The sequence below is a fragment of the Deltaproteobacteria bacterium genome (assembly GCA_016183235.1).
Classification (GTDB): Bacteria; UBA10199; UBA10199; order DSSB01; family JACPFA01; genus JACPFA01.
In genome coordinates, this window is record JACPFA010000033.1 from 59589 (window position 1) to 81327 (window position 21739).

Annotated in this window: 14 protein-coding genes; 5 read left to right on the forward strand and 9 right to left on the reverse strand. The window is 43.8% G+C overall.

Annotated elements, in window-relative coordinates:
• Positions 1-131: 131 nt before the first annotated feature.
• Positions 132-515 carry a hypothetical protein gene (locus tag HYU97_08290; protein MBI2336740.1) on the reverse strand — a complete coding sequence of 128 codons (384 nt, stop codon included), beginning with the start codon at positions 513-515 and terminating at the stop codon, positions 132-134.
• Between the two features lie 63 nt (positions 516-578).
• Here HYU97_08290 and HYU97_08295 point away from each other — a divergent pair, with 63 nt between their 5' ends.
• Positions 579-1235, forward strand: a complete 657-nt coding sequence (locus HYU97_08295) for a carbonic anhydrase (GenBank protein MBI2336741.1) — start codon at positions 579-581, stop codon at positions 1233-1235.
• On the opposite strand, the gene HYU97_08300 is transcribed toward HYU97_08295, so the two are convergent.
• Positions 1236-3452, reverse strand: coding sequence for a hypothetical protein (locus HYU97_08300; protein MBI2336742.1), 2217 nt, complete (start codon positions 3450-3452; stop codon positions 1236-1238).
• Entirely contained in the window at positions 3442-6312 is a 2871-nt protein-coding gene (locus HYU97_08305; protein MBI2336743.1) for a hypothetical protein, read from the reverse strand. The genes HYU97_08300 and HYU97_08305 overlap by 11 nt, the downstream gene beginning before the upstream one ends.
• Positions 6313-6467: 155 nt before the next feature.
• Here HYU97_08305 and HYU97_08310 point away from each other — a divergent pair, with 155 nt between their 5' ends.
• Entirely contained in the window at positions 6468-7646 is a 1179-nt protein-coding gene (locus tag HYU97_08310) for a PD40 domain-containing protein (protein MBI2336744.1), read from the forward strand.
• A gap of 174 nt (positions 7647-7820) precedes the next feature.
• Here the strand turns inward: HYU97_08310 and HYU97_08315 are convergent, their stop codons facing one another.
• Entirely contained in the window at positions 7821-8987 is a 1167-nt protein-coding gene (locus HYU97_08315; GenBank protein ID MBI2336745.1) for a hypothetical protein, read from the reverse strand.
• Between the two features lie 142 nt (positions 8988-9129).
• Here HYU97_08315 and HYU97_08320 point away from each other — a divergent pair, with 142 nt between their 5' ends.
• Positions 9130-9357, forward strand: coding sequence for a twin-arginine translocase TatA/TatE family subunit (locus HYU97_08320; GenBank protein MBI2336746.1), 228 nt, complete (start codon positions 9130-9132; stop codon positions 9355-9357).
• Complete coding sequence (gene tatC / locus HYU97_08325; protein ID MBI2336747.1) at positions 9341-10072, forward strand: twin-arginine translocase subunit TatC; 732 nt, start codon at positions 9341-9343, stop codon at positions 10070-10072. Before HYU97_08320 ends, tatC begins: the two co-directional genes overlap by 17 nt.
• A gap of 244 nt (positions 10073-10316) precedes the next feature.
• Here the strand turns inward: tatC and cysN are convergent, their stop codons facing one another.
• The 4 genes from cysN to HYU97_08345 all read right to left on the reverse strand — a co-directional run bounded on the left by cysN (position 10317) and on the right by HYU97_08345 (position 14378).
• Positions 10317-11555 (reverse strand): sulfate adenylyltransferase subunit CysN, encoded by a 1239-nt coding sequence (gene cysN / locus HYU97_08330; GenBank protein MBI2336748.1) that lies wholly within the window; start codon positions 11553-11555, stop codon positions 10317-10319.
• Positions 11556-12458 (reverse strand): sulfate adenylyltransferase subunit CysD, encoded by a 903-nt coding sequence (cysD, locus tag HYU97_08335; GenBank protein ID MBI2336749.1) that lies wholly within the window; start codon positions 12456-12458, stop codon positions 11556-11558.
• A gap of 146 nt (positions 12459-12604) precedes the next feature.
• The gene (gene raiA, locus HYU97_08340) at positions 12605-12925 is read right to left on the reverse strand and encodes a ribosome-associated translation inhibitor RaiA (protein MBI2336750.1); all 321 of its coding nucleotides are present in this window, start codon (positions 12923-12925) and stop codon (positions 12605-12607) included.
• Between the two features lie 67 nt (positions 12926-12992).
• Positions 12993-14378 (reverse strand): hypothetical protein, encoded by a 1386-nt coding sequence (locus tag HYU97_08345; GenBank protein MBI2336751.1) that lies wholly within the window; start codon positions 14376-14378, stop codon positions 12993-12995.
• Positions 14379-14795: 417 nt separating this feature from the next.
• Here HYU97_08345 and HYU97_08350 point away from each other — a divergent pair, with 417 nt between their 5' ends.
• The gene (locus HYU97_08350; GenBank protein ID MBI2336752.1) at positions 14796-19685 is read left to right on the forward strand and encodes a sigma 54-interacting transcriptional regulator; all 4890 of its coding nucleotides are present in this window, start codon (positions 14796-14798) and stop codon (positions 19683-19685) included.
• A gap of 36 nt (positions 19686-19721) precedes the next feature.
• Here HYU97_08350 and HYU97_08355 read toward each other — a convergent pair whose 3' ends face one another.
• Positions 19722-21713 carry a LysM peptidoglycan-binding domain-containing protein gene (locus HYU97_08355; protein MBI2336753.1) on the reverse strand — a complete coding sequence of 664 codons (1992 nt, stop codon included), beginning with the start codon at positions 21711-21713 and terminating at the stop codon, positions 19722-19724.
• Positions 21714-21739: the final 26 nt, after the last annotated feature.

Here is a 21739-nt window from a genome sequence, read left to right on the forward strand (position 1 = left end):
ATGTGGCGAGAGAAGGAAAATGAGCAAAAAGCCCGCAGGCGTACCTTAGGGTACGTCGAGGACTTTTTGCGAAATCTGACGCACTCGCAGCCCATAAGCCGAAGCAAGCTGTAGCCTATACAGAGGACTTGTTAGTAAGGCACGCTGACGTAGCCTTGGCATTTGCCTGAGCCTTCGATGGCCTGGCCTTGGAGGCCTTTGCTTAGGCAAGCCGCTAAAGTGCTATCATTGGGGTTTAGCAATTTTAGTGAATCTACCTTCCCGGCGTTCCAGACCCATTCCAAAGAAACTTCTTTTCCTTTAAGCCCGCACGATTCAAAAGTCTTTTTATTCGAACCTAAAAAAGCCGTCATCATAATAGAACCCATGAATGACGCCTGCGATAGCTGGCAATTGAGCTTGCGGGCCTTGACTCCATCAACGTCGGTATCTTCGATCTTGATATTCATGATGGCCAAAGCAGGAGAGGATAATAATAATATAAATAATAACGAAAAGGCTTTATTTCTTTTCATTGTAAGTTCCTTTACTTATGCTGTTGAACATTTACTCTTTAATAGGATTTGATGAGGTAAGCTATGCTTAAAATGGTTCAGGGCGTTATTAATTTTCATAAAAATATTTTGCCGGGCTTGCGCCATCAATTTGCCCAATTAGGTAATGGCCAATCACCCGACACCTTAATGATTGCTTGCTCAGATAGCCGGGTGGTTCCTAATCTTTTTGCCTCAACAGACCCTGGGGATTTGTTTGTGATAAGAAATCCTGGCAATTTAGTTCCACCCTATCAAAACACAACAACAACTCAAACCTCAGAAGGGGCAGCCATTGAAATCGCCGTTGATACCCTCAAAGTAAAAGATATTATTGTTTGTGGTCATTCTCACTGCGCTGGCATGACGGCACTTTTAAATGAAGAAAAGGCAACCCCTCAATTAAAACAGTGGCTACGCCATGGACAAAAAGCAAAAGGTACCTTTCATTTAGGTAAAACTTTTAATGATTCACTGCCTGCAACTGAGCAGCTTTCTCAGCTCAATGTAATGAGTCAGCTGGAAAACTTAAAAACCTACCCTGAAGTATTAGATCATTTAAAAGCAGGCACATTGCGTCTTCATGGATGGTGGTTTGATATTGCAGCTGGCAACGTCTATGCTTTTGATCCTGAAGAAAAAAAATTCTTAATCATCGACGAAAAACAAGGGGCAAAAATTCTGCAACGCTTGACCACTTAGCTATCTTTGATGACAAGTGCCACAGGTATTTCCGGTGTGGCAGGCGGTGGCGCAACTTGCTTTCAAGCTTTCAGCTCGAAAATCGTTTCCGTGAAAAACGGGGGACCAACGATCGATCCATCCCATTGCATGGTAGCGTTTATCAGGAGAGGCGGTTTCGGGGGTGAGGTCGTTTTTACCATGACAAGCTAGGCAGGCACCTGAACCTGAATGACAAGTGCTGCATTCTGACGGATTGGCCCAAAAGCTTGCTCCGTGCCCTTGGAAGCTGCCGAGGTGATTGCGACTGTAGGCCTCGAGAGGTTCTCTGGGTTTGTGACATTCAAGGCACGTTGTCGTGGGATTAACGGGGCCCTCTATTTTAACGGGTTGATGACAATGACTGCATTGCGCCAACGGCACAGCGCTTGTTGCGAGCAAAGCTTGATCGGTTGAGTATTGATGGGTTGATTTCCAATTAGCTTCAGGATGCACCACCACCTGCCTCTTCGTGTGACAGGTGTTACATGTCCCTTCGGCTCCCTTAGATGGAAGCGTAGGCACACCTTCTCCATTATCGGTATGGCAAGTGGGGCAGGCAACACCTAAAGCGCCCGTGGTATGCTGCCCATAAATACGATGATCGATGTTAGGTGGAATTTGTGCAGAGGGTTTTTCGGTATGGCAATAGTCACAATTCTTTTCTTCTATTTCGTCATGACAACTTACACATACTTTCTCTTTTGGGCGTAATTGGCCAGAATCCTTGGGCCTATGACAAGTGCTGCAATTGTCGTCCATGTCTAAATAGGTAGTACCTGAATAACCGGGAGTCGCAAAATGGGGAACATGCTTGAGCGCAAAAGGCGCCGCTGCATCCCGAGGCGAAACGGGCACATTAAGGGCATAGCTGCTCGGAGTTTCTTTCGGAGAAGGTCTCCAGGCAATTTGCACAAGCCCTCTTACATCTATACCAGAACCCCCAAAAGTTGAGGCTGGGGTCAAAACCTCCGCAACAGGTGCAACATAAAATCCCTCCCCAATAGCAACTTCAGCAGAGACCCTACCCCCACCTGACAGCTGATCCTCGGGTTGATAGGGTTGCCCCGGGCTTGGCATATAAAATTCTGCGGGTACATCAAAAGGTGGCAGAGAAAGAATATCGGCTGGCTCTACATAATTTAAATAACCCGTGGCTAATAAAACAACAGGGCCCAAGGTGGTACGAACGTTCAAAGCTAGTTGGCTAAGTCCCCCATCGGTTTCGCTGTCACGCCTCATCCCGGTTAAACCCATTTGGGTAAAATAATCTAATAATGAAAATCGAATATCTGCATTGAGTTGATAGCCATCTAATTCACTCTCACGCATTAAAAGGCCAGCTACCGTCATGACCTCAAGACGGTAGGCACCTGGAAAATCAAAAGACAAGGCTCCGGCCAGATCCACCTGATGTCGAGGTAAGCTGGTTGGCCCATCCGCTACTTTTTCTCCATCCACATAGACCTGACCCCCTGGAAATAAAACTTCTAAGGGATGCCCCTTTAGTAAAGACGCTAAAGGGTTTTGATCGTATTGATAAGCCACCCAAACTCGCCACGTGGAATCGGTAAGAACGGTCAATCGAGCCGCCCCTTTAGTGACGCTTTCTGACAAGGGATCGATGTCAACCATACCTTGAAGGGAACCAAGGCCTGGATGAGAATAAGCACCGCCTAGACCAACATCCACAGTTTCTAGGTCTGGAAAGGGCTTGCGGTAATCAGCTCGAGTGTAAAAGATTAACCCATCGATGGGTCGCAGAGAAAGTTTTGCCCCCACGCTAGGAGAATCATCATGAACTTCAGAATAAAGATCGACAGGCCAACCTACATACGCATCAAACCCAAGCCAAGGCGCGATAACAAACCGCCCGGCTACCCCATCGAGCGATAAAGGCGCACCATGGTCTAATAAAAAAAGCCGCCCGGCTTGAACTGCTCCCGATCTCCAAGAATATTGGGCATAAGCTTGATCGACAAAAAGTTTATAATTCCCCTCTCCACGATTATCTTCGGTCACTCCGCCTATTCTTAAAAAAGCCTTGGCTTTCTCATATAAAGCTACCCAACCATCAAAGTCAAAAAGCCCCGCATAGTGATCTTCTTGTAAAAAAGAACCCACCCGGGGATTGAGATTGTAAGTAATGACTGCAGGCTCCGAAGTTGCTCCAACCGCTAATGGCCCTTTATCCCCCATGGTGACACTCCTGACATACAGGTTCTTGATAAGTAGTTTTGGGCTCATGGGCCTGGTTGTGACAAAGGCCCAAATTTCCCTTACTACACGTGTTTTGAATGGCTGGAATGGTGCGGGTATCGTAATGAATATTTTCGGCGGGGCTCATGCCTTCTGCATTCACAAATAAAGGGCTGAAGTGCATAAACGCAGTATGCCCAGGGCTATTAGTAGATACCCAAGGGGAATTATCATAAGACACATGGGGATAGGCGGTGTGACATTCATAACAAGAAGGCACGCCTTGCAAATTATTCAGAGCAAGGTCGGCTTTGCTTTGTTGGTTCGAGCTAAACCCCACAACCTCACCGTGACATTTCAAGCAATTTTGATTAGACTTCGAATAATAAAATCCGTGGCCCTCACCTTTGGCCCATTGCCCAACATGGGTCACCCCTTCTTTTGAATCATGGCAGCCGATGCGTTCACAGTTAAGTTTAGGGCGTACCCCTTCATCGGTGCGATCATAATCTTCGCCGTGACAGGTGCTGCAAACTTTTGCATCGGTTTTGCGTTCTTTTAAGAAAGTAAGCGCATGTTCGGTTTTAGGCGCAGGGCTCAACCAATCACTTTGCCGATGCGGATATAAGGCATGGCATTCATAACAAGAAGGTGCCAGGTCACTACCTTCAAAAGAAGAACCATGACAATTGACCGTATCACACGATTGCTTACCATCATCGTAGGCCTCTGCACCATGCACCTTGCCCTTTTCCCAACGGTTGTTGCCATTGTGACCTTGAATGTGCGGATAATTTTCGTGGCATTTGAAACAAGAAATACCTGAGTTGCCTCCCTTAAGATCATCGCCATGACAATTGCTGCATTTTATTTGCCCTTCATTATGACACAGGCGGCAAGAATCTGGTTTTCCATCAACCTTGGTTAGTTCGAACGTGTAGGTCCCATGTTTAACTTTGGCATCCCAATTGGGAATATGTGGATAGCTAGGGTGACAGCTTTGGCAACTCACTTGCGTTACCCCACCCGAATAATCACCCCCGTGACAAAGCCGACATTCGGCCATCTTATCTTCGGCATTACTCGTTTTAATATACTGCGCATGCCCTTCAAACTTAGGCCAGTGTTCGAGAGTCGCTGCTGGATCTATTTTTGCTGATTTGTGTTTCAGAAAACTGGGGTGACATTCTTGACAAGTTTTGGCCCCCTCTGGGAACTGATCTAAATTAGAACCATGGCAGGTTTTGCAACGATCAATATCGGCTCTGGCTGCCTGCCCATGCGATAACTTCCAACCTTGATTCCATGGGCTATGGGGATAGTCTTCGTGGCAACTTCGACAATCGGGGCCTTTAGTCTTTGGCCCTGGAATGAGATTATCACCGTGGCATCGCACCGTGGCACAAGAATTAGCTGTATTCGCTAATACAAAATCTTTATGAATATTGGCTTCCCCAGCATTAGGGCCCCAATTGGCGGCGTGCGGATATTCTTCGTGACAGCCATAACAACTGGGGTTTTGCCCCCCTTTAAGATCGTCGCCGTGGCATTGAGTACACTCACTCTTGTCGTGCGACAGAGTATAGTCGCCGTGAAATTCATATAGCTTCCACAAACTGGTATCTTCTAGAGTGTAAAGGCCTGTCTTGGTAGCATGTGGATAAGAGGGATGACACGTAAAACAGTTTTTACCGTTGGGTTTAACTTTTGCTAAATCAAAACCATGGCAGCCCTGACAGGTGATAACATTTTTATTTAAGTCATCACGCACCACTTCATCGTGGGAATTTTTCCAATCATTAAGGTGGGGATAGTTGTGACAAGAAAAACAATTTTTATCCCCCAAAACTTTTTTGAAATCATCCCCGTGGCATTGTTGACATATCGCAGGCCCAAATTCTTGATAAGCCTGGCGATGATCTGTTTTCCAACCTTTGTCATGGGGGAAAACACCCTCGTGACATCCTTTACAAGAAACGCCTGAAAGCCCCCCTTCTAATTTGGTGCCGTGGCAAGATGTCGCACATTTTTCCTGTCGCACTTTAGGATCGGCTGATAGCGCACCATGCTGATCAGAACTTACCCAATTTTCTGGATGAGGATAGGTGCCGTGACAAGAAAAACAATTTTTGCTCGGCACTTCATTGCCTTGAAAATTTTCCCCATGACAGACTTGGCATTTTTCTTTGGCGGCTTTTTCAGCTTGTTGGCCGTGAATGTTTGCCAATTTCCAGTTTCCTTCATGAGGGAAAACCCCTTCATGACAACTTTTGCAAGCAACCCCCGAAAGACCCCCTTCTAATTTGCTGCCATGACAAGAAGTAGCACACTTCTCTTGTCTTACCTGTGGATCAATAACCAATGCACCGTGTTGATCAGAATTTTTCCAATTTTCTGGATGAGGATAGGTATCGTGACAAGAAAAACAATTTTTACTCGGCACTTCATTGCCTTGAAAATTTTCCCCATGACAGCCTTGGCATTGTTCTTTGGCGGCTTTTTCAGCTTGTTGACCGTGAACGTTTGCTAATTCCCAATTTTCTTCATGCGGAAATAAACTGTGACAACTTTTACAATCGGGTGCCCCTTGCCGCATCTTATGACAGGCCAAACACACCTCCCCTAGGTTATCGTTTAAAAATTCTTGCCCGTGCATGGAGGGACTAACCCAATCAGCGGGGTGAGGATAAGGAAGCTCAAGAGAAACATCTAGGTTTGGGTCAAGACTCGCTGGGGGGTTGGACTCGTTTAAAAGGTCTTCTAAAGTGTAGGTGTCCCTTCCACAACCTGCTAAAAAAAGCAGGATGGTACAAAAAAGAAGAGTAAAAAATTGTCTATCTGGATATGGAAGTAAATCCATAAGTAGTCATCGGTTAAAAAGGGCTTTTGTTTCTTAAGAACTGCCTTTTTTATGGTAAAAAAATGAATGATTTAAATCAGTTAGCGGCATGATCCAATTCATGTTCAAAAAAACGTACATTGACAAAATGTTGTTACACCGACTAAAATCATGACATGTGGGCCTGCACAAAATGTAACCTGGGGGTCATTTTCATAGCTTTAAGTCTGCTTGCAATGAGTTCCTGTGGAGGCAGCCAAGAACCGACGAACCAACAAGAAACCCTTACCCAAGGGCAAAACAAGCCTACTCCACCGCCTGCGACTTCATTCCCCTCATTGTTTGGTCCAACTTTGAAGGCGCCATTTTTCCCTCCCATGGGCCCTATGTTTCAACCACCACCTAAGAAGCCTCAGCCCACTCCATCACCCACTCCACGATCCACTTCGCAGCCCACTCCACCACCCACTCCACCGCCTGCAAATACGGCTAACCTCATTGTTTATACCCGCAATATTATCCTCAATAATTTTCTAGGTGGCCCCTCGTTACAAAACGGCGGACCCTTCATCGAAATTCTAAACCCAGATACTAAAACATCTAGAACCCTGGTTCAGGATGCCGGAACCACAAGCCTCATGCCTTCTTGGAACCAAGACAAAACAAAAATTGTTTTTGCTTCTAACCGAGATGGAGATGCCACGAAAGATTTAGACTTATGGGTGGCTAATGCGGATGGTAGCGGTTTGGCACCTTTAACCAATAGCCTTGGCCACGATTGGACGCCCGCATGGTCTCCCGATGGTAAGTGGATTGCCTTTGCTTCAACTCGAAGGGCTGCCCCCAATCAATACAATGAAGTTTACGCGTTTGATATTTTTCTTCTTAACGTTGCAACGGGCGAACAAACTTTGTTAGCCGATCTGGGCCGTCAAGATGAAGACCCTATTTTTTCTAAAGACAATCAAAAAGTCTATTTTGTTGGCGAGGTGATCGAACAAGACCAAAGTGTTTTTAAGATTTTTGAGGTCAACATTGCAGGTAATGCACAACCTCGTGATTTAGGAATAAGAGGCGAAGATATTAGCATCGATTATAATAAAAATATTTTATACTATTACAACCAAGCTAGCCTTTATTCTTTTGATTTAAATACTCCACAATCCAAAAAATTAACCGCTGACGGGCAAAACATCCCTTATGAACCATGGGTTAATTCTAATGGAAATCCACTCCAAGTGGTTTACATCAATAATTTAGGGGCCAATGGCGGAAATATCGTTATTTCCAATTTAGATGGTTCGAATGCTTCAACCGTAGGCCTCATGCCTGATGCCTTTTTCCCACGCTGGTAAATTACTAACCAGTCGGCCGTATGGGCTACAGCTTACTTCGGTTTATGGGCTGCGACTGTGTCAGATTTCACAAAAAGTGCTCGACGTAGCTATGGCTACGCCTCCGCGCTTTTTGTTCATCTTCCTTGTCTCACTCCATAACCCTCGCAATCTGTAGCCCATACGACCGACTGGTTAGTAATCATTTTTTATAACCTTAAGAAAAAGATTAAAGCCTAATTCTTCTGCTAGGATTTCCGGTTTGGAATCTGCTGGGGCCAGAGCAGCTAGTTCTTCGCGAGTGCGAAAATTCAACGGCCATTCATTCACATACCATTGAAAGATTTTAGTCGTTTCTGCTGGGCAAAGATTACCTACTAACAATACCCCCTTAGGATTCAACATCGAATACAATACTTGTAAGAGCATTTTGGAAAGATTGTCATCGAGATAATCAAACAGCCCTGAACTAATAATTAAATCTTGGCCGTTCAATTGCCCCATGGTTTCGGGATCTGATAACATTTTTTGAATGGGCTGGTTAAAAAATGCAAATCGGGTACGGCGTTGGTATTGTTCTTGTAAATTGCGCAACCGATGTTGCAGCCTCTCAATGGCATCGGTGTCTTGGTCGAGAAAAAAGGCCTCTACCTGATTACTCTCGGGGGTTGTCATAAAGTGTTGGAACGGAATCGAAGGCCCACAGGCTAAATCTAACACACGCACGGTATCTTTGGATTTTAGCGCCGCTTGTATGGTTGCCACTAAAACATCATACATAACTTTAAGCCGATTTTTGACCGGAGCCCCCGAAGGTGAAGTCACACTGAAGCGATGGCAGCATTTTTCAAACAAAGTTTTACCCACATAAACATTATCATCACAAAGCATTTCCATCATGATAAAATCGCCAGCATAACCATGGGGTTTGAGAATAGCACGGGTGGAAAAGGCTGAACAAAAAGTGACAAATCCTAAAAGTTGTTCTTGAAAATAGGTTTTGTAAATAAAGTGCTCTGCTGGAGAAAGCCCTTGGCACAAGGGCTCCATAAGTTTGGCGTAGTGATTGATATCGTCTACAATTTTATCGCCATAAATCGTCAGCAGCTCTTTTTCCATTTTGGTTTTTATTTCATAAGGGGCATTGGCCAAAATCTTTTCTTCGGCATCGAGCAGGCGTTGATAATGACTCAAACAATAACGAAGATCGGCCACGTGAAGGCGAAATTCTGGTTTGATTTTCTCAGGATCAACTACTTGTTTAAGAAATTTTTCAGCTCGATCGCGAGTATCTTGTAACTCGGTTTCTTTGAGTTGATTATAAATGGCCTTTGATTGTTGAAGGTAATAATGGTCGTACACCGAATAGGCATAATTTAAACAAAGTTACGGGTCAAGAGGCCTTCTTTAGTTTTGTGGCCTTCTTTAGTTTGTGGTAGGTTGAAAGATCACATTTGTCCCATTGTGTTCTGAACCCATTTGCTGTAAAAGAATTTCCTGCCCTATGTTTGGCTTAAGTTCCCCAGAATTGATGGTCGTTTTGTTGGTTGCGCTAATTTTTATTGGCCCTAAACAACTCCCTGAATTGGGAAAAAGACTGGGCCACCTCATGCGTGCCTGGCGCTCCACCAAAACAGAAATAGAATTGCAAATTAAAGATTCTATGAACCCTGCCGATAAACCTAACCTCAAACCCCCTCCGGCCGATAAGCCCCATGAACCAAAACCCTGAATCCACTTTAATCCAACATTTAGTCGAACTGCGCCGTCGCTTAATCTCGGCTCTGCTTGGTTGGCTAGTGGGTATTGGAATTTGTCTTTATTTTTCTAAAGAAATCTTTGGGTATTTAAGCCTTCCCTTAAAAAAGGTTCTGCCCGAAGGTTCCCACTTCATAGCCACCCACCCCATTGAAGCCTGGACTACTTATTTTAAAGCCTCGCTCTTGGCAGGTTTCTTTTTAAGCTCACCCTTTTTATTTTACCAATTGTGGAAATTCGTAGCGCCCGGGTTACTAGCCAAAGAAAAAAAAGTCACTCTAGGGTTTGTCATCACCTCGTCTGTCTTTTTTATTGGAGGTTCGCTTTTTGGTTATCATTATATTTTTCCCATCACCTTCCAATATTTTTCGGGGTTATTTTCAGGAACCGACATTTTACTTTTGCCCCGAATGGCGGATTATTTTTCACTGGCAGCCCAAATGTTACTGGCCTTTGGTTTGATTTTCGAATTGCCTTTATTGATTTATTTCTTAGCTTCTTCAGGGATTGTATCTTTCAAAACCCTCTGGGGGTTTCAACGCTACTTAATCGTCGTTGCCTTCATCATAGGCGCCATCCTCACCCCACCCGATGTGCTTTCTCAAACCTTACTCTCAATCCCCATCATCCTACTTTATCAAGTAGGCCTGTTAGGCGCATGGTTTCATCGTAAAAAAATCCCAAAATAAAATTTATCTGGTCTCCCCTAATTTGCAGCCAACCCCTACTGAAGAGACCCGGCGCTCCATCGCCGACCCTCATATGGGTCTGTCCGGCATGGACTTTCTGTCATTGCGAGCCCAACGGGCGTGGCAATCTCACCGGTTAAACCGAGGGGATTGCTTCGTCGCAGACTCCTCGCAATGACAGAAGGGGCCCCGGCGATTCCGCGATGGGTCTCTTCAGTAGGGGTTGGCTGCAAATTAGGGGAGACTATTTAATTATGCCGGCGGCAACGGTGTTGTTGGTGAGTTCATCAATGAGAATGAAATTCCCGGTGTTGCGATTATACGCATAGGGATCGTAGACCAGGGGTTTGAGTGTCTTGATTTGCACGCCCGCAATTTCGTTGAGATGCAATTCGGTTGCCGGTTGTTTTTCTAAGGTATGGATATCGACCCGATGATCCAGAGCCTTCACCATGGCTTTCGTCAGCAAGGTTCCATGTTTGATTGAATATTTTTTTTGAAGTTGAAGAGGTGCCTCAGCCATCCAACATAGGGTTGCCGAAAAATCGGTGGATACTTGAGGTGCTTTTTTTGTGTCGGCCAACGTGTCCCCACGACTAATGTCAATTTCATCTTCTAGGGTGAGGGTAATAGATTGAGGGCAGAAGGCTTCTTGCCAAGAGCCTTGGAAGGTATCAATCGATTTAACTTTCGATTGACGACCCGAAGGCAACACCTGTATTGCTTGGCCTACCTTTACCACTCCGCTTGCAATTTGCCCAGCATAGCCCCGATAATCTAAATGAGGGCGAACGACATACTGCACTGCCATACGAAAATCTTTTAAATTGCGGTCGTGTTCAACCTCGATATTTTCTAAAATATCTAAAATAGTTTCTCCTGAGTACCAAGGTGCCAAGTCACTACGCCGTACAATATTGTCACCCTTGAGGGCAGAAATGGGGATAAACCGTAAATCTTTTAATTGAAAAGTTTGGGCAAAATCTTTAAATTCTTGGACAATGGCGTCGAAGCGCTCTTGTTTCCAATCCACCAAATCCATTTTATTGATACACACTAAAACATGCTTGATACCCAATAGATTGGCAATGTAGGCATGGCGCCGGGATTGAGGCAACAAACCTTTACGGGCATCGACCAAAATCATCGAAAGATTAGCGGTTGACGCACCTGTGACCATATTGCGGGTGTATTGTTCATGCCCTGGGGTATCGGCAATAATAAATTTGCGTTTGTCGGTGGAAAAATAGCGATAGGCCACATCAATCGTAATTCCCTGTTCTCGTTCGGCACGCAGCCCGTCGGTGAGCAGTGCCAAATTAACACGTTCTTCTTGTTTACGTTGGGCGGTTTTTTCAATAGCTGAAAGTTGGTCTTCGTAAACTTGATGGGCATCATACAGCAAACGGCCAATCAGCGTTGATTTGCCGTCATCAACACTCCCGGCAGTGGTAAAACGTAAAATGGATTTTTCTTCCATCATTTAAAAATACCCTTCTTTTTTCTTCTCTTCCATCGATGAATCCGAGCCATGGTCAATTACGCGATTTTCTCGTTCGGAACGTTTGTGATGAAAAGTTTCATCGACAATTTCTTGCAAGGTTGTGGCCGTGGAGCGAATCGCCCCCGTACAAGGGGTGCAACCGAGCGAGCGATAGCGACAAACAATTTTTTCAATTTTATCTCCCGGTCGTGGGGGATTTTTTTCGGTCAGTGGTAAAATCATTTCCCCACGAACAATCACTTCTCGTTCTTTAGCAAAATACAGTGGCACCACGGGGATTTTTTCCACCATGATGTAATGCCAAATATCGGCCTCTGTCCAATTGGAGAGCGGAAACACGCGAATCGATTGCCCTGGATTAATTTGCGCGTTGTAAAGGTTCCACAATTCGGGGCGCTGATTTTTAGGGTCCCATTGCCCAAATTCATCGCGAAAAGAATAAATTCTTTCTTTGGCCCGTGATTTTTCTTCTTCACGCCGGGCCCCACCAAAAGCCGCATCAAAACCATATTTACTCAAAGCCTGAAGCAACCCCGTAGTTTTTAAGGCCCCACAACATTTGTCAGTACCATATTGCCAAGGGTTCATATTCCCAGCAATGGCACTTTCGTTGCGCTCAACAATGAGATTAGCCCCAATACTTTTAATAAATTGATCCCGAAATTCATACATTTCGGGGAATTTATAACCCGTATCGATGTGCATGAGTGGAAAGGGAATTTTGCCCGGATAAAAAGCCTTGAGGGCCAAGCGCACCATCACACTAGAATCTTTACCCACCGAATAAAGCATGACCGGGTTTTTAAACTCGGCCACTACCTCACGGATAATATGAATGCTTTCCGATTCTAATTCTTCTAAATGAGTTAAATGATGAGTCATAATTTATCAGCAAGCCTCAAAAGGGGGCCTCTAAAAAGGGCCCAGATGCAAGGCGCCCGCAAAGACGCGACCGGAGCGTATATGGAAATACGTGAGGATCGCGGCTTTGCGGGCAACGCTGCAGATGGGTCCTTTTTAGAGGCCCCTTAGGCTGATTTAATGGAACCATTGTGCCGCCGCTGCGATACCCTCAGGTCATGATCTTTGCGCAGCTGCATTTCTAATTTATGCACGGCTAGATCAATGGATTTATACATGTCGTCGGACAATTCCGTGCTCGTATAATCCTTGCGATTGGCATGAAATTCAATCTTACATTGAAAACTCTGTTTTTTCCCAACCACCGCAAGATAAACATGGGCATTATCCGGATCGGCAAACTTGGTAAGGTGACCCATAACGCCTTCAATATGATTTTCAATAGCTTCGGTTCTTTCTACATCGTGAAAATGAATCTGAATTTGCATTAAACACTCCTCATCGTCAAACAACGAATTCTGTTATGCTTATGGTTGGGATGAAATGTCAAGCCCATCAGAAATCGGAGAGAGAAATCCAAAAGATCGCCTGGCCAGCATCATCGATAACCATCAATTTCCCCGCACTTTCATCGATGACTAAACGCGCTGGATCAATGGCCTGCGTGCTCACCGAAGACGAAGCTGCTGCAGATTGCGCTGGGCTATATTTATAAACAACTCCATCTGTGCCTAACATATAAAGATCAGTGCAACTGCTACGATCCCCACAAACAATATCCACGGCTAAAACAGAGTCCGGCAATGTTAATTCATTAAAACCAAAATTCGAATCAAAATAACCAGGGATTGAATCGGAGATGCGAATTCCTAAAGGCCGCTTCACTGCACTTGCGCCCACCACTTGACCAGCCGAAAAGGCACGATATTGGGCGGGCACACTATTAGTACTACCATTGATTAATTGGGTGTCTTCAAACATAACCAACTCCATTGTCCCATCGGTTGCACCAACATAAACAAACCAACCTTCATTACCAAAGGTTGCAAGACCTAAAATAGAATCTACGTCGATATTTGAAACCTGGTCACTCTCCGTCGGATAAGCCGTGCTAATCAGATACTTTATTAACTCAACAAAGTCAGTGCCCGCACATAACAAAAGATAATCTGTAGGATCAGCGCCACTAGCACCAGGGCTATCGATACGCACATATTTTAGTGAGGCATTGGTACATTGACTACCCTGAGAACTGGTTAAAGCTGAAGCTGATCGATTAATTTTATGCAGCTTATTATTCGCATAGTCTGTAACCAAGATAACATCGTCTTTAGCGGTTGCACTCGTTAATTCCATGGTAGAATCATTGATGATCGAAACAAGATCAAACGTCGATTCTAAAGACGTGCCGGTATTACTAAAAACTTTCAGCGTATATTGATCGCTTAAATCTTTCCCTAAAAGGTAGCTGCGATTATTTTCTTCATCTACATACACATCAATAATTTGCGATAACTTATGGGCAAAGGCGTCATCCGGCACCGTAATACTGCCGCAGCTGGCGCTGGTACCCGCACTGGTGGTTTGCCGAATACAAAGGATATCACCCGCATCGGCCGTAATGGAACAAGCAAATGAACCATCACTTTCTGCGGTATCGCAAAATTGACTGGCATAGGCGGTTGAAGACAAAATCTGTTGCCATGGGATGATCGAGCTCGTGCCATCTTGCACCTCGATGGTAACCTCAGCCCCACCTTCCACGGCCCCGGCCTCGCCCACCACATACACACTGCCACTGCCATCGGGTGTCACCGTAATATTAGCCACGGTTGGCGCTGGAATAGAAACCGGCGGTGCTGCAGAACCACAATTGCTGAGGATTAAAAATAGACTAAAAAGAAAGGCGGCGCGTAGGAGGCGCAAATTGCTTGGGAACATGAAAAAGCCCTCAATGGATCGTATCAACTAGACACCTCTAACCTTATGCAGGTTAAAGAGCCACTATACTATCCTTTTGGTGCCCCTACGAGAAAATTTAGAAGACTCACTTGTCATTGCGAGGCCAGCCGGCCGAAGCAATCCCCTCGGTTAGGCAGAAGAGATTGCTTCACCCTGCTGGGTTCGCAATGACAGAAACCCTAACACAACTACTATAAAAAAAATTTAAAGCTCAATCAATGGTTATCTCATCAAAAAAATCTTAGAACTTAAACGAGATAACCATTGGTTATCCTTGAGCTTCCCCTTTTCCCCTATCCAAAAAATCGATGCTGTTAAATAATTTATATATATAATATTTTTACAAAGAACCGCTTTAACTATATAATCAAGTGCCTACTTAATAGAAATTATCGAATGAAAGTGGGGCCGAAGTTGCCTACCATTGATCAACAATATGAAATCATTAAAGAATTGGGCTCAGGCCTACAATCTACGGTTTTCTTGGTCAAAAAAACAAACCAATGCCTTGCCTTAAAGCTTTTTAAAGAGGCCCTGCCTGGTTACGATGTTAATGCGACCCTCGAAGCGATTAAGGCGGAGTGCCAAGTTTTAAAACAGCTCCATCACCCTGGCATCGGAAATTTAGAAGAATTTGGCTATGACCCCAACCGGCAACAATATTATTTAGTTTCAGAATATATTGAAGGCAATAATCTCTACGAGGCCACCCACGAAGCCCATTTTGAAACCGTTGAAAATCTTTTCATTCAGGCCTTACGTGCCCTAGCTTATATCCACAGTCGAAAAATTTTTCACTGCGATTTAAAACCTGAAAATATTCGGGTTCAGCCTTCCGGGGTTTTGAAAATGATCGACTTCGGATTGAGTGGTTTAAAAACCAACAACACTTTTTTTGGTACCCCGGCTTATGTAGCACCCGAATTAGCCTTTGGCTTTGCACCCAACAGTCGCTCTGATCTTTATAGTTTAGCAGTTACTTTTTATGAATGTATCTTACGCATCAATCCGTTTCGCAGCCCTACTTTAACCGAAACTTTAGGGCTGCAACAATCGCTACATCCCACTGAATTAAGAAAAATCAATGTTCACATTCCGGAATATTTTTCTACTTTGATTGCCAGGCTCATGGCAAAAAATCCCAGCCGCCGCCCAGGTAGTGCGGCTTTAACTCTTAAGGCGCTCAATCAACTCTCTGGCAAACAAATCCCTTTAGAAACCGAAGCCACTCTGCAAAGCTATCTCCCGACCGACACCGAACTCATCGGGCGCAAAGAAATCTTACGTTCTTTTGAAAATATTTTAGCAACGCCCCAGAACTCTACCCTAATTTTATGGGGTGAAAGGGGCAGCGGGAAAACGCGCCTCTTAAAAGAATTAAAATTTTTAGCCCAACTCAAAGGGATTTTTACCCAAAGTTTGAGTAAACCTGCCTTGCCTTTAAAAGAAGAAGCTTGTGTCTTATTTTTCGACAATGCAACTCCTGATGCTTTAAAAAACCTCCACTTACTAGTTTTAAGTTTTCGCTTTCCTCTTTTGATCGTGGCCACCTGTCACCTGGCCCCCGAAGAAATCGAAGGCTACAAATTTGAACTGCCTCCCTTTACACCTGATGAAATCAAACAATACCTCACCTCACTCACGGGCTTAAGCGATCCTCCGCTTCAATTATGTCAGGAATTACAAAAGCGAACCCATGGCAATCCTTTATTCATCACGCATCTTTTACAAGAACTCATCACTCAAAAGCGCCTTTTTGATGACATGGGGCGATGGTCTAAAGATACCTTTGAAGATTTGGGAGTGGAATTTGAAAACCTTCCCCCCCCTGAACAAATGAAACACTACTTTGACAAACTTTTAACTCATCTTAAACCGGATGAGCTTCTCATCTTAAAGCTCATGGCTATTCATCCTAGCTCGGTTAATCAAAAAGACCTACGAGCACTTCTTCCCAACTCAGAGCCTCTATTACTTAATCTATTGGGAAAAGACCTCTTAGCAAGACTTGATTTCACCTACCACTTTACTAATCCACTTTTAAAAACCCACTTACAAAGCAAACTAAAAGATGAAGCCCCTTCGCTACATCAACGTTGGTTAAAAATAATTAAACCAACCGATCCTACTACTTATCTCCATCATGCAGGTAGAATTGAAAACAACGAAGCCGCAGCCAAAGAGCTTCTCTCATTGGCAGAACATCAATTAAAAGAGAGCCAGCTCGATAACGCCTTACAAAATATTCAACTCGCTTTATCTTACAAGCTCCAAGAGGTTGAACTGCAAGCTAAATTACTTAACTTACAGGGAATTATTTACGAAAAACTTAATCTTTTTACTCAAGCCCTCCAAACCTTTGACCAAATTCGTTCGCTCTTACCCAAACTTAAAAATCTGGCCTCTAACCTACCTTGGAGAATCGAATTACTAGAAAAAATCGGCGTAACTTACTTGCGGGGTGAGCAACTCGAAAAAGCCAAAGAATGTTTTGTGGCAGGGCTTGCCTTACTCGAAGATAAAGATGATTTTTTAACCAGGCAATTGCTCTTTAAAAATTATTTGGGTCGAGTGCGAATTAAAGAGGGTAACCTCCAAGAGGCGCAAAACATTTTTCAAACCACCCAAGATATTTGGGCAAAACTGCCACAAGACCGCCAAGCCCAAGTGGTTAACAATGATTTAGGCAATGTGCTGCTCATGCAGCAAAACTTTTCAGCTGGCCTACAACAATTTCAATCAGATTTAATCTTCTTTAAAAAAATTGCCCATGCCCAACTGATTGCTCGCACCCTCTATAATTTGGGAGAAACTTATTTTCACTTAAAAGATTATGAAAACACCATTCATTGTTTGAAAGAATGCGTGGAACGCTCCCATGAAATAAAAAATTATGAATTGTTACTCAGGGCCTACAATGGCCTAGGTAATGTTTATAATGTAAAAAACGACCTACAGGAGAGTCTGCATTATTACTCCAGAGCATTAAGAATCGCTGAAAAAACCCATGAGTTCCAAAGCCAAGCTGCCATTTCGACCAACATGGGGAATATTCAAAACCAATTGAACCAACTCGAAGAAGCCTTGGTGCTATTGAAGGGCGCCATTAACATTATAAAAAGTTTAGGCGGACGAACCGCCCATGAACAATATTTTGAAATTCGTGCCCTGGTTGAATTAGCCGATGTGTACTTAAAGCTAGAACGATGGGAAGAAAGCCGCGATTGTTTGCGCGATGCCTTGCACTTAGCTGAAAATTCTGAAGCCAACCGCAATCAAATTTTTTGGATCAAACTCGGGCAATTGAAATATTCATTGCTCCGCCAAGAGACCGATCGAGTCAAAGAATTGCAACATGAGTTAACTCAAAGCGCTACCGAAGAATCTCAACATAAAGAAATTAAAACTCTGCTAGAAAACTTTTCTAAACCACCTGAAAAAAAATCGATACCTGCACCCATGGGTCACAAAAAAAGGGATACCCGCATGGAAACTCTAACCGAACTAGAATATCAAAAATTATTAAGCCTGATTAAATTGATTAATTCTGAACACGATCTTGATTTTGTCTTAAAATCAATTCTTCACCATGCCTTGGAATTGTCTGGCGCTGAAAGAGGCTTAATTTTATTACTCAATGAATCTGATCAATTAGAAATAAAATGTTGGGTCAATATGGAGGTCGACCCTTCTTTAGAACAAATTTCAACCACCATTGCTCAAAAAGCCATCGATAATGGGCAAACAATTAAAACCGACAACGCCTACGATGACGAACGCTTTAATCAATACCAGTCGGTTTTAGTTTTAAAACTACGGTCGATTCTTTGCTTGCCCATTTACTCTCGTAACCGCACGATTGGGGTGTTGTATCTCGACAACAAATTTCGAGCCAATGTGTTTGGCAAGGTTAATCAAATACTGCTGGAAGCTTTTTGCGATCAAACCGGTATTGCTATTGAAAATGCTCACCTCTTTAAAAAACTACAAGCCGCGACTCTCCAGTTAGAAGACAAGCTGAAAAAAACTCAAGACGAAGTGGAGCATTATCAAAATTTAATTCAAGAAGGTGGGGCGGGGCCTACTCGCTATAGTTACAAAAATATTGTGTCTTCTACCAAAGCCATGCATGAAATTTTTCAAGTCATGGATAAGGTGACCAACACGAATCTCAATGTTTTTATCCAAGGAGAAACCGGAACCGGAAAAGAACTCATCGCCAAGGCCCTCCACTACAACCATAAATCTCGTGCTGACAAACGGTTTGTGGCCATTAACTGTGGGGCCATTCCTGAAAATTTAATTGAAAGTGAATTGTTTGGTCATAAGGCAGGGGCGTTTACGGGGGCAATCAAAGATAAAAAAGGATTATTTTTAGAGGCCCACGGCGGCACTATCTTTTTAGATGAAATCGCCGATCTTCCTTTGAACTTGCAGGTTAAATTGCTTCGGGTTTTACAAGAAAATGAAATCACCCCGCTAGGTGGCTCCCAACCAGTTAAGGTTGATGCCAGGGTGCTATGTGCCTCGCATAAAGATTTAAACCAACTTACAAGTCTTGGGAAATTTAGAGAAGATCTTTATTACCGGCTTTGCCAAATCAAATTAACCCTGCCACCCCTAAGAGAGCGAAAAGAAGATATCCCACTATTGGTAGAAAAATTTGTGGGGGATTATGCTGAACAACACAAGCTTAAACAATCCCCTAAAATTAGTAGCGCTTTCATGAAAATCTTGATGGAACACGCTTGGCCAGGCAACATTCGCGAATTAGAGAATATTGTTCATGTCTCTTGTGCACTTTCTGATGGCAAAGTCTTAACGCCCGAGTGTCTACCCAGTCATTTTCAAATTCGTAACCAAACCGATCAAACCATCGACCCAACCCGCTACGTTGAATCTCAAAAAATTAAACCCGTGGTCGAAACCCCCATTGATACCCATAACCCTTACGACCCTAACTTAGCTTGGCAAGATTATGAACGGCTTGTCTTTGCCAAGGCCTATGCCCAGTGCAATTTTAACCCCCAAGCAACAGCTAAAAGCCTGGATGTGTCTATTGCAACCATCTATAAAAAAATTAAAGAATTTGGATTGTCGAACCCTCACGCCGCAGTCTTCCAAGAAAAATTTCATTACGACACTCAGAAAAATCTTAAAGACTATCTAGAGTGCATCGTCAAAGCAGCCCATCTAGCTTCAGGAGAACGCCCTTACACCGCCATCAAATGGCTAAAAATTTCTCAGGGGCATTATTATAAAGTACTTAAAGGTTTAAGGGAATAACCTTGTCATTGCGAGGCAAAGCCGAAGCAATCTCTCTTATATTTTTAACAAAGAACCAATCTTAACTGTAGAACTTTTCATTCCATTGGTCTTCATAATTTTTTGAACAGTGGTGCCATTGGTTCGAGCAATCTCAATAAGAGTATCCCCGTGTTTAACCCGATAATGAGCTTTTACATTTTTGGTTTTTGCTTTGGCCACTATTTTCGGTAATTGGACAACAGGGCCAGTTTTGGCATCAGAAGGAATGGTCAGAACCGTCCCATATTTTAAATTTTTAGCGGATTTGCCATTGGCCTGCATCAATGCGTTTAAGTTGGTATCATAACGTTTGGCAATAAGGGTTAACGTCTCGCCCTTTTTCACTTTATGATAAATTTTACGTGCTGGCTTGGAAGTATTAACCGTTGGCTTGGTTGTAAGCGAGCCCGTATTGGCCTCGCTCAATACAATCGGATGGGTTGATTCTAACTGAGCTACCGCATTTTTAAGCTCGTTATCTAAAACGGCCGGGCTGACCTGTACCTGTTCTGCATCAAAATCAGCCAAAGCTAAATTGCCCGAGGCTTCTGTTGAGACAACAGAGAGAGGAGCAGGATTACTGGCAACCTCAGAAGTTTTTTCTTCGGTTGCAATGGGATTATTGTCGTTTAAATTGAGCGAAGCAAATTTCTGCACATTTTCTGGATTGACCTCTTGCTTAAGTTTGTCTTTTTTAGAGGCCAACAACACCGATTCTACTTTTTTCTTACCACCACCCGTAGCATTAATACCACTGGGGTCATAACCCGAAGCCAATCCATAAAGGCGTCTGGCCCGCAATGCCGCAAGATCATCCCGAGTAGAAGCCCCACTTAAACTCCAACCCGAACCTTCGCCCGCTTGAGGAATTAACAAATCAGTCCCTCGTTTAAGGTGCTTGATGGTTTTTTTAGAATTATTGGCAACAATATCTCGGGTAGAAACCCCATAGCGTTTAGCGACTGATTTAAGCGTGTCCCCTTTGGCAACTTCATAACGGACCATACGACGACTTGGACGGTTGCGGTCACGCACTCGATCGAGATTATGAGCCACTTTGACTGCCGTCCCTCTGGGAACTTTAACCTGATAACTATAAGGCGGTGTGACGCCCCGATAAAGCTCGGGGTTTAATAGATAAACTAAATCTTCCTCTACCCCAGCAGCTTGGGCAATGTTATCTAAGCCTATTGATTCGCTCGTACGCATTTTTTCAGTTGCTAAAGGGACTTGAGATTCAATGTTGGTGAAGCCATATTTATGAGGATTTTTACCAACAATGGCCGCGGCAAGAATTTTAGGCACATAATCTTTGGTTTCTGGCCGAAAATAAGAACCTTCACAGAGTTCCCAAAAATTGGTGGTCCCATATTTTTCAATGGCTCGTTTTACCTTGCCCGCACCGGCATTATAGGCTGCAAAAGCTAGGTACCAATCCCCAAATTCTTTATGCAAATCGGCCAAATGCCGAAAAGCCGCATGGGTAGATTTTTCAATGTCTCGCCGCTCATCAATATAGTAGTCGACCTGCAACCCATAGTTGGCCCCGGTAGAACGGATGAATTGCCACGGCCCCACCGCACTGGCCCAACTGGTGGCTCGGGTATTAAGCCCACTTTCGATCAAACTCAAAAAAGCAATATCTTTGGGCAAACCATATTGAGAGGCCACTTGAAAATAATAGGGAAAAAACCGCCCCGAACGAGCCAGTGAACGATTAAAGAAACCACGCCCCGACCCTGTAAAATAATCGACCCATTTGTGGACTCGGTCATTTAAAACAACCGGGATATCAAAAGAACGATTCGTGCCATAACGAACTTTGCCCTTCACCTTGGCATGATTGGTTTCATTGACACTATAAATAAGGTCATCAATATTTTTATAATGATGAACGGGTTTGCGATGGGTATTTTTAGTGTGTTTAGGTGCCGATGCGCAAGCCGCAAACAACCCAACTATAGGAATTAATAGAAAAAAAAGAGGGATCCGCCTTAGGCTTGCCATAGTTTAATAACTTTCTCTAAAGTTTA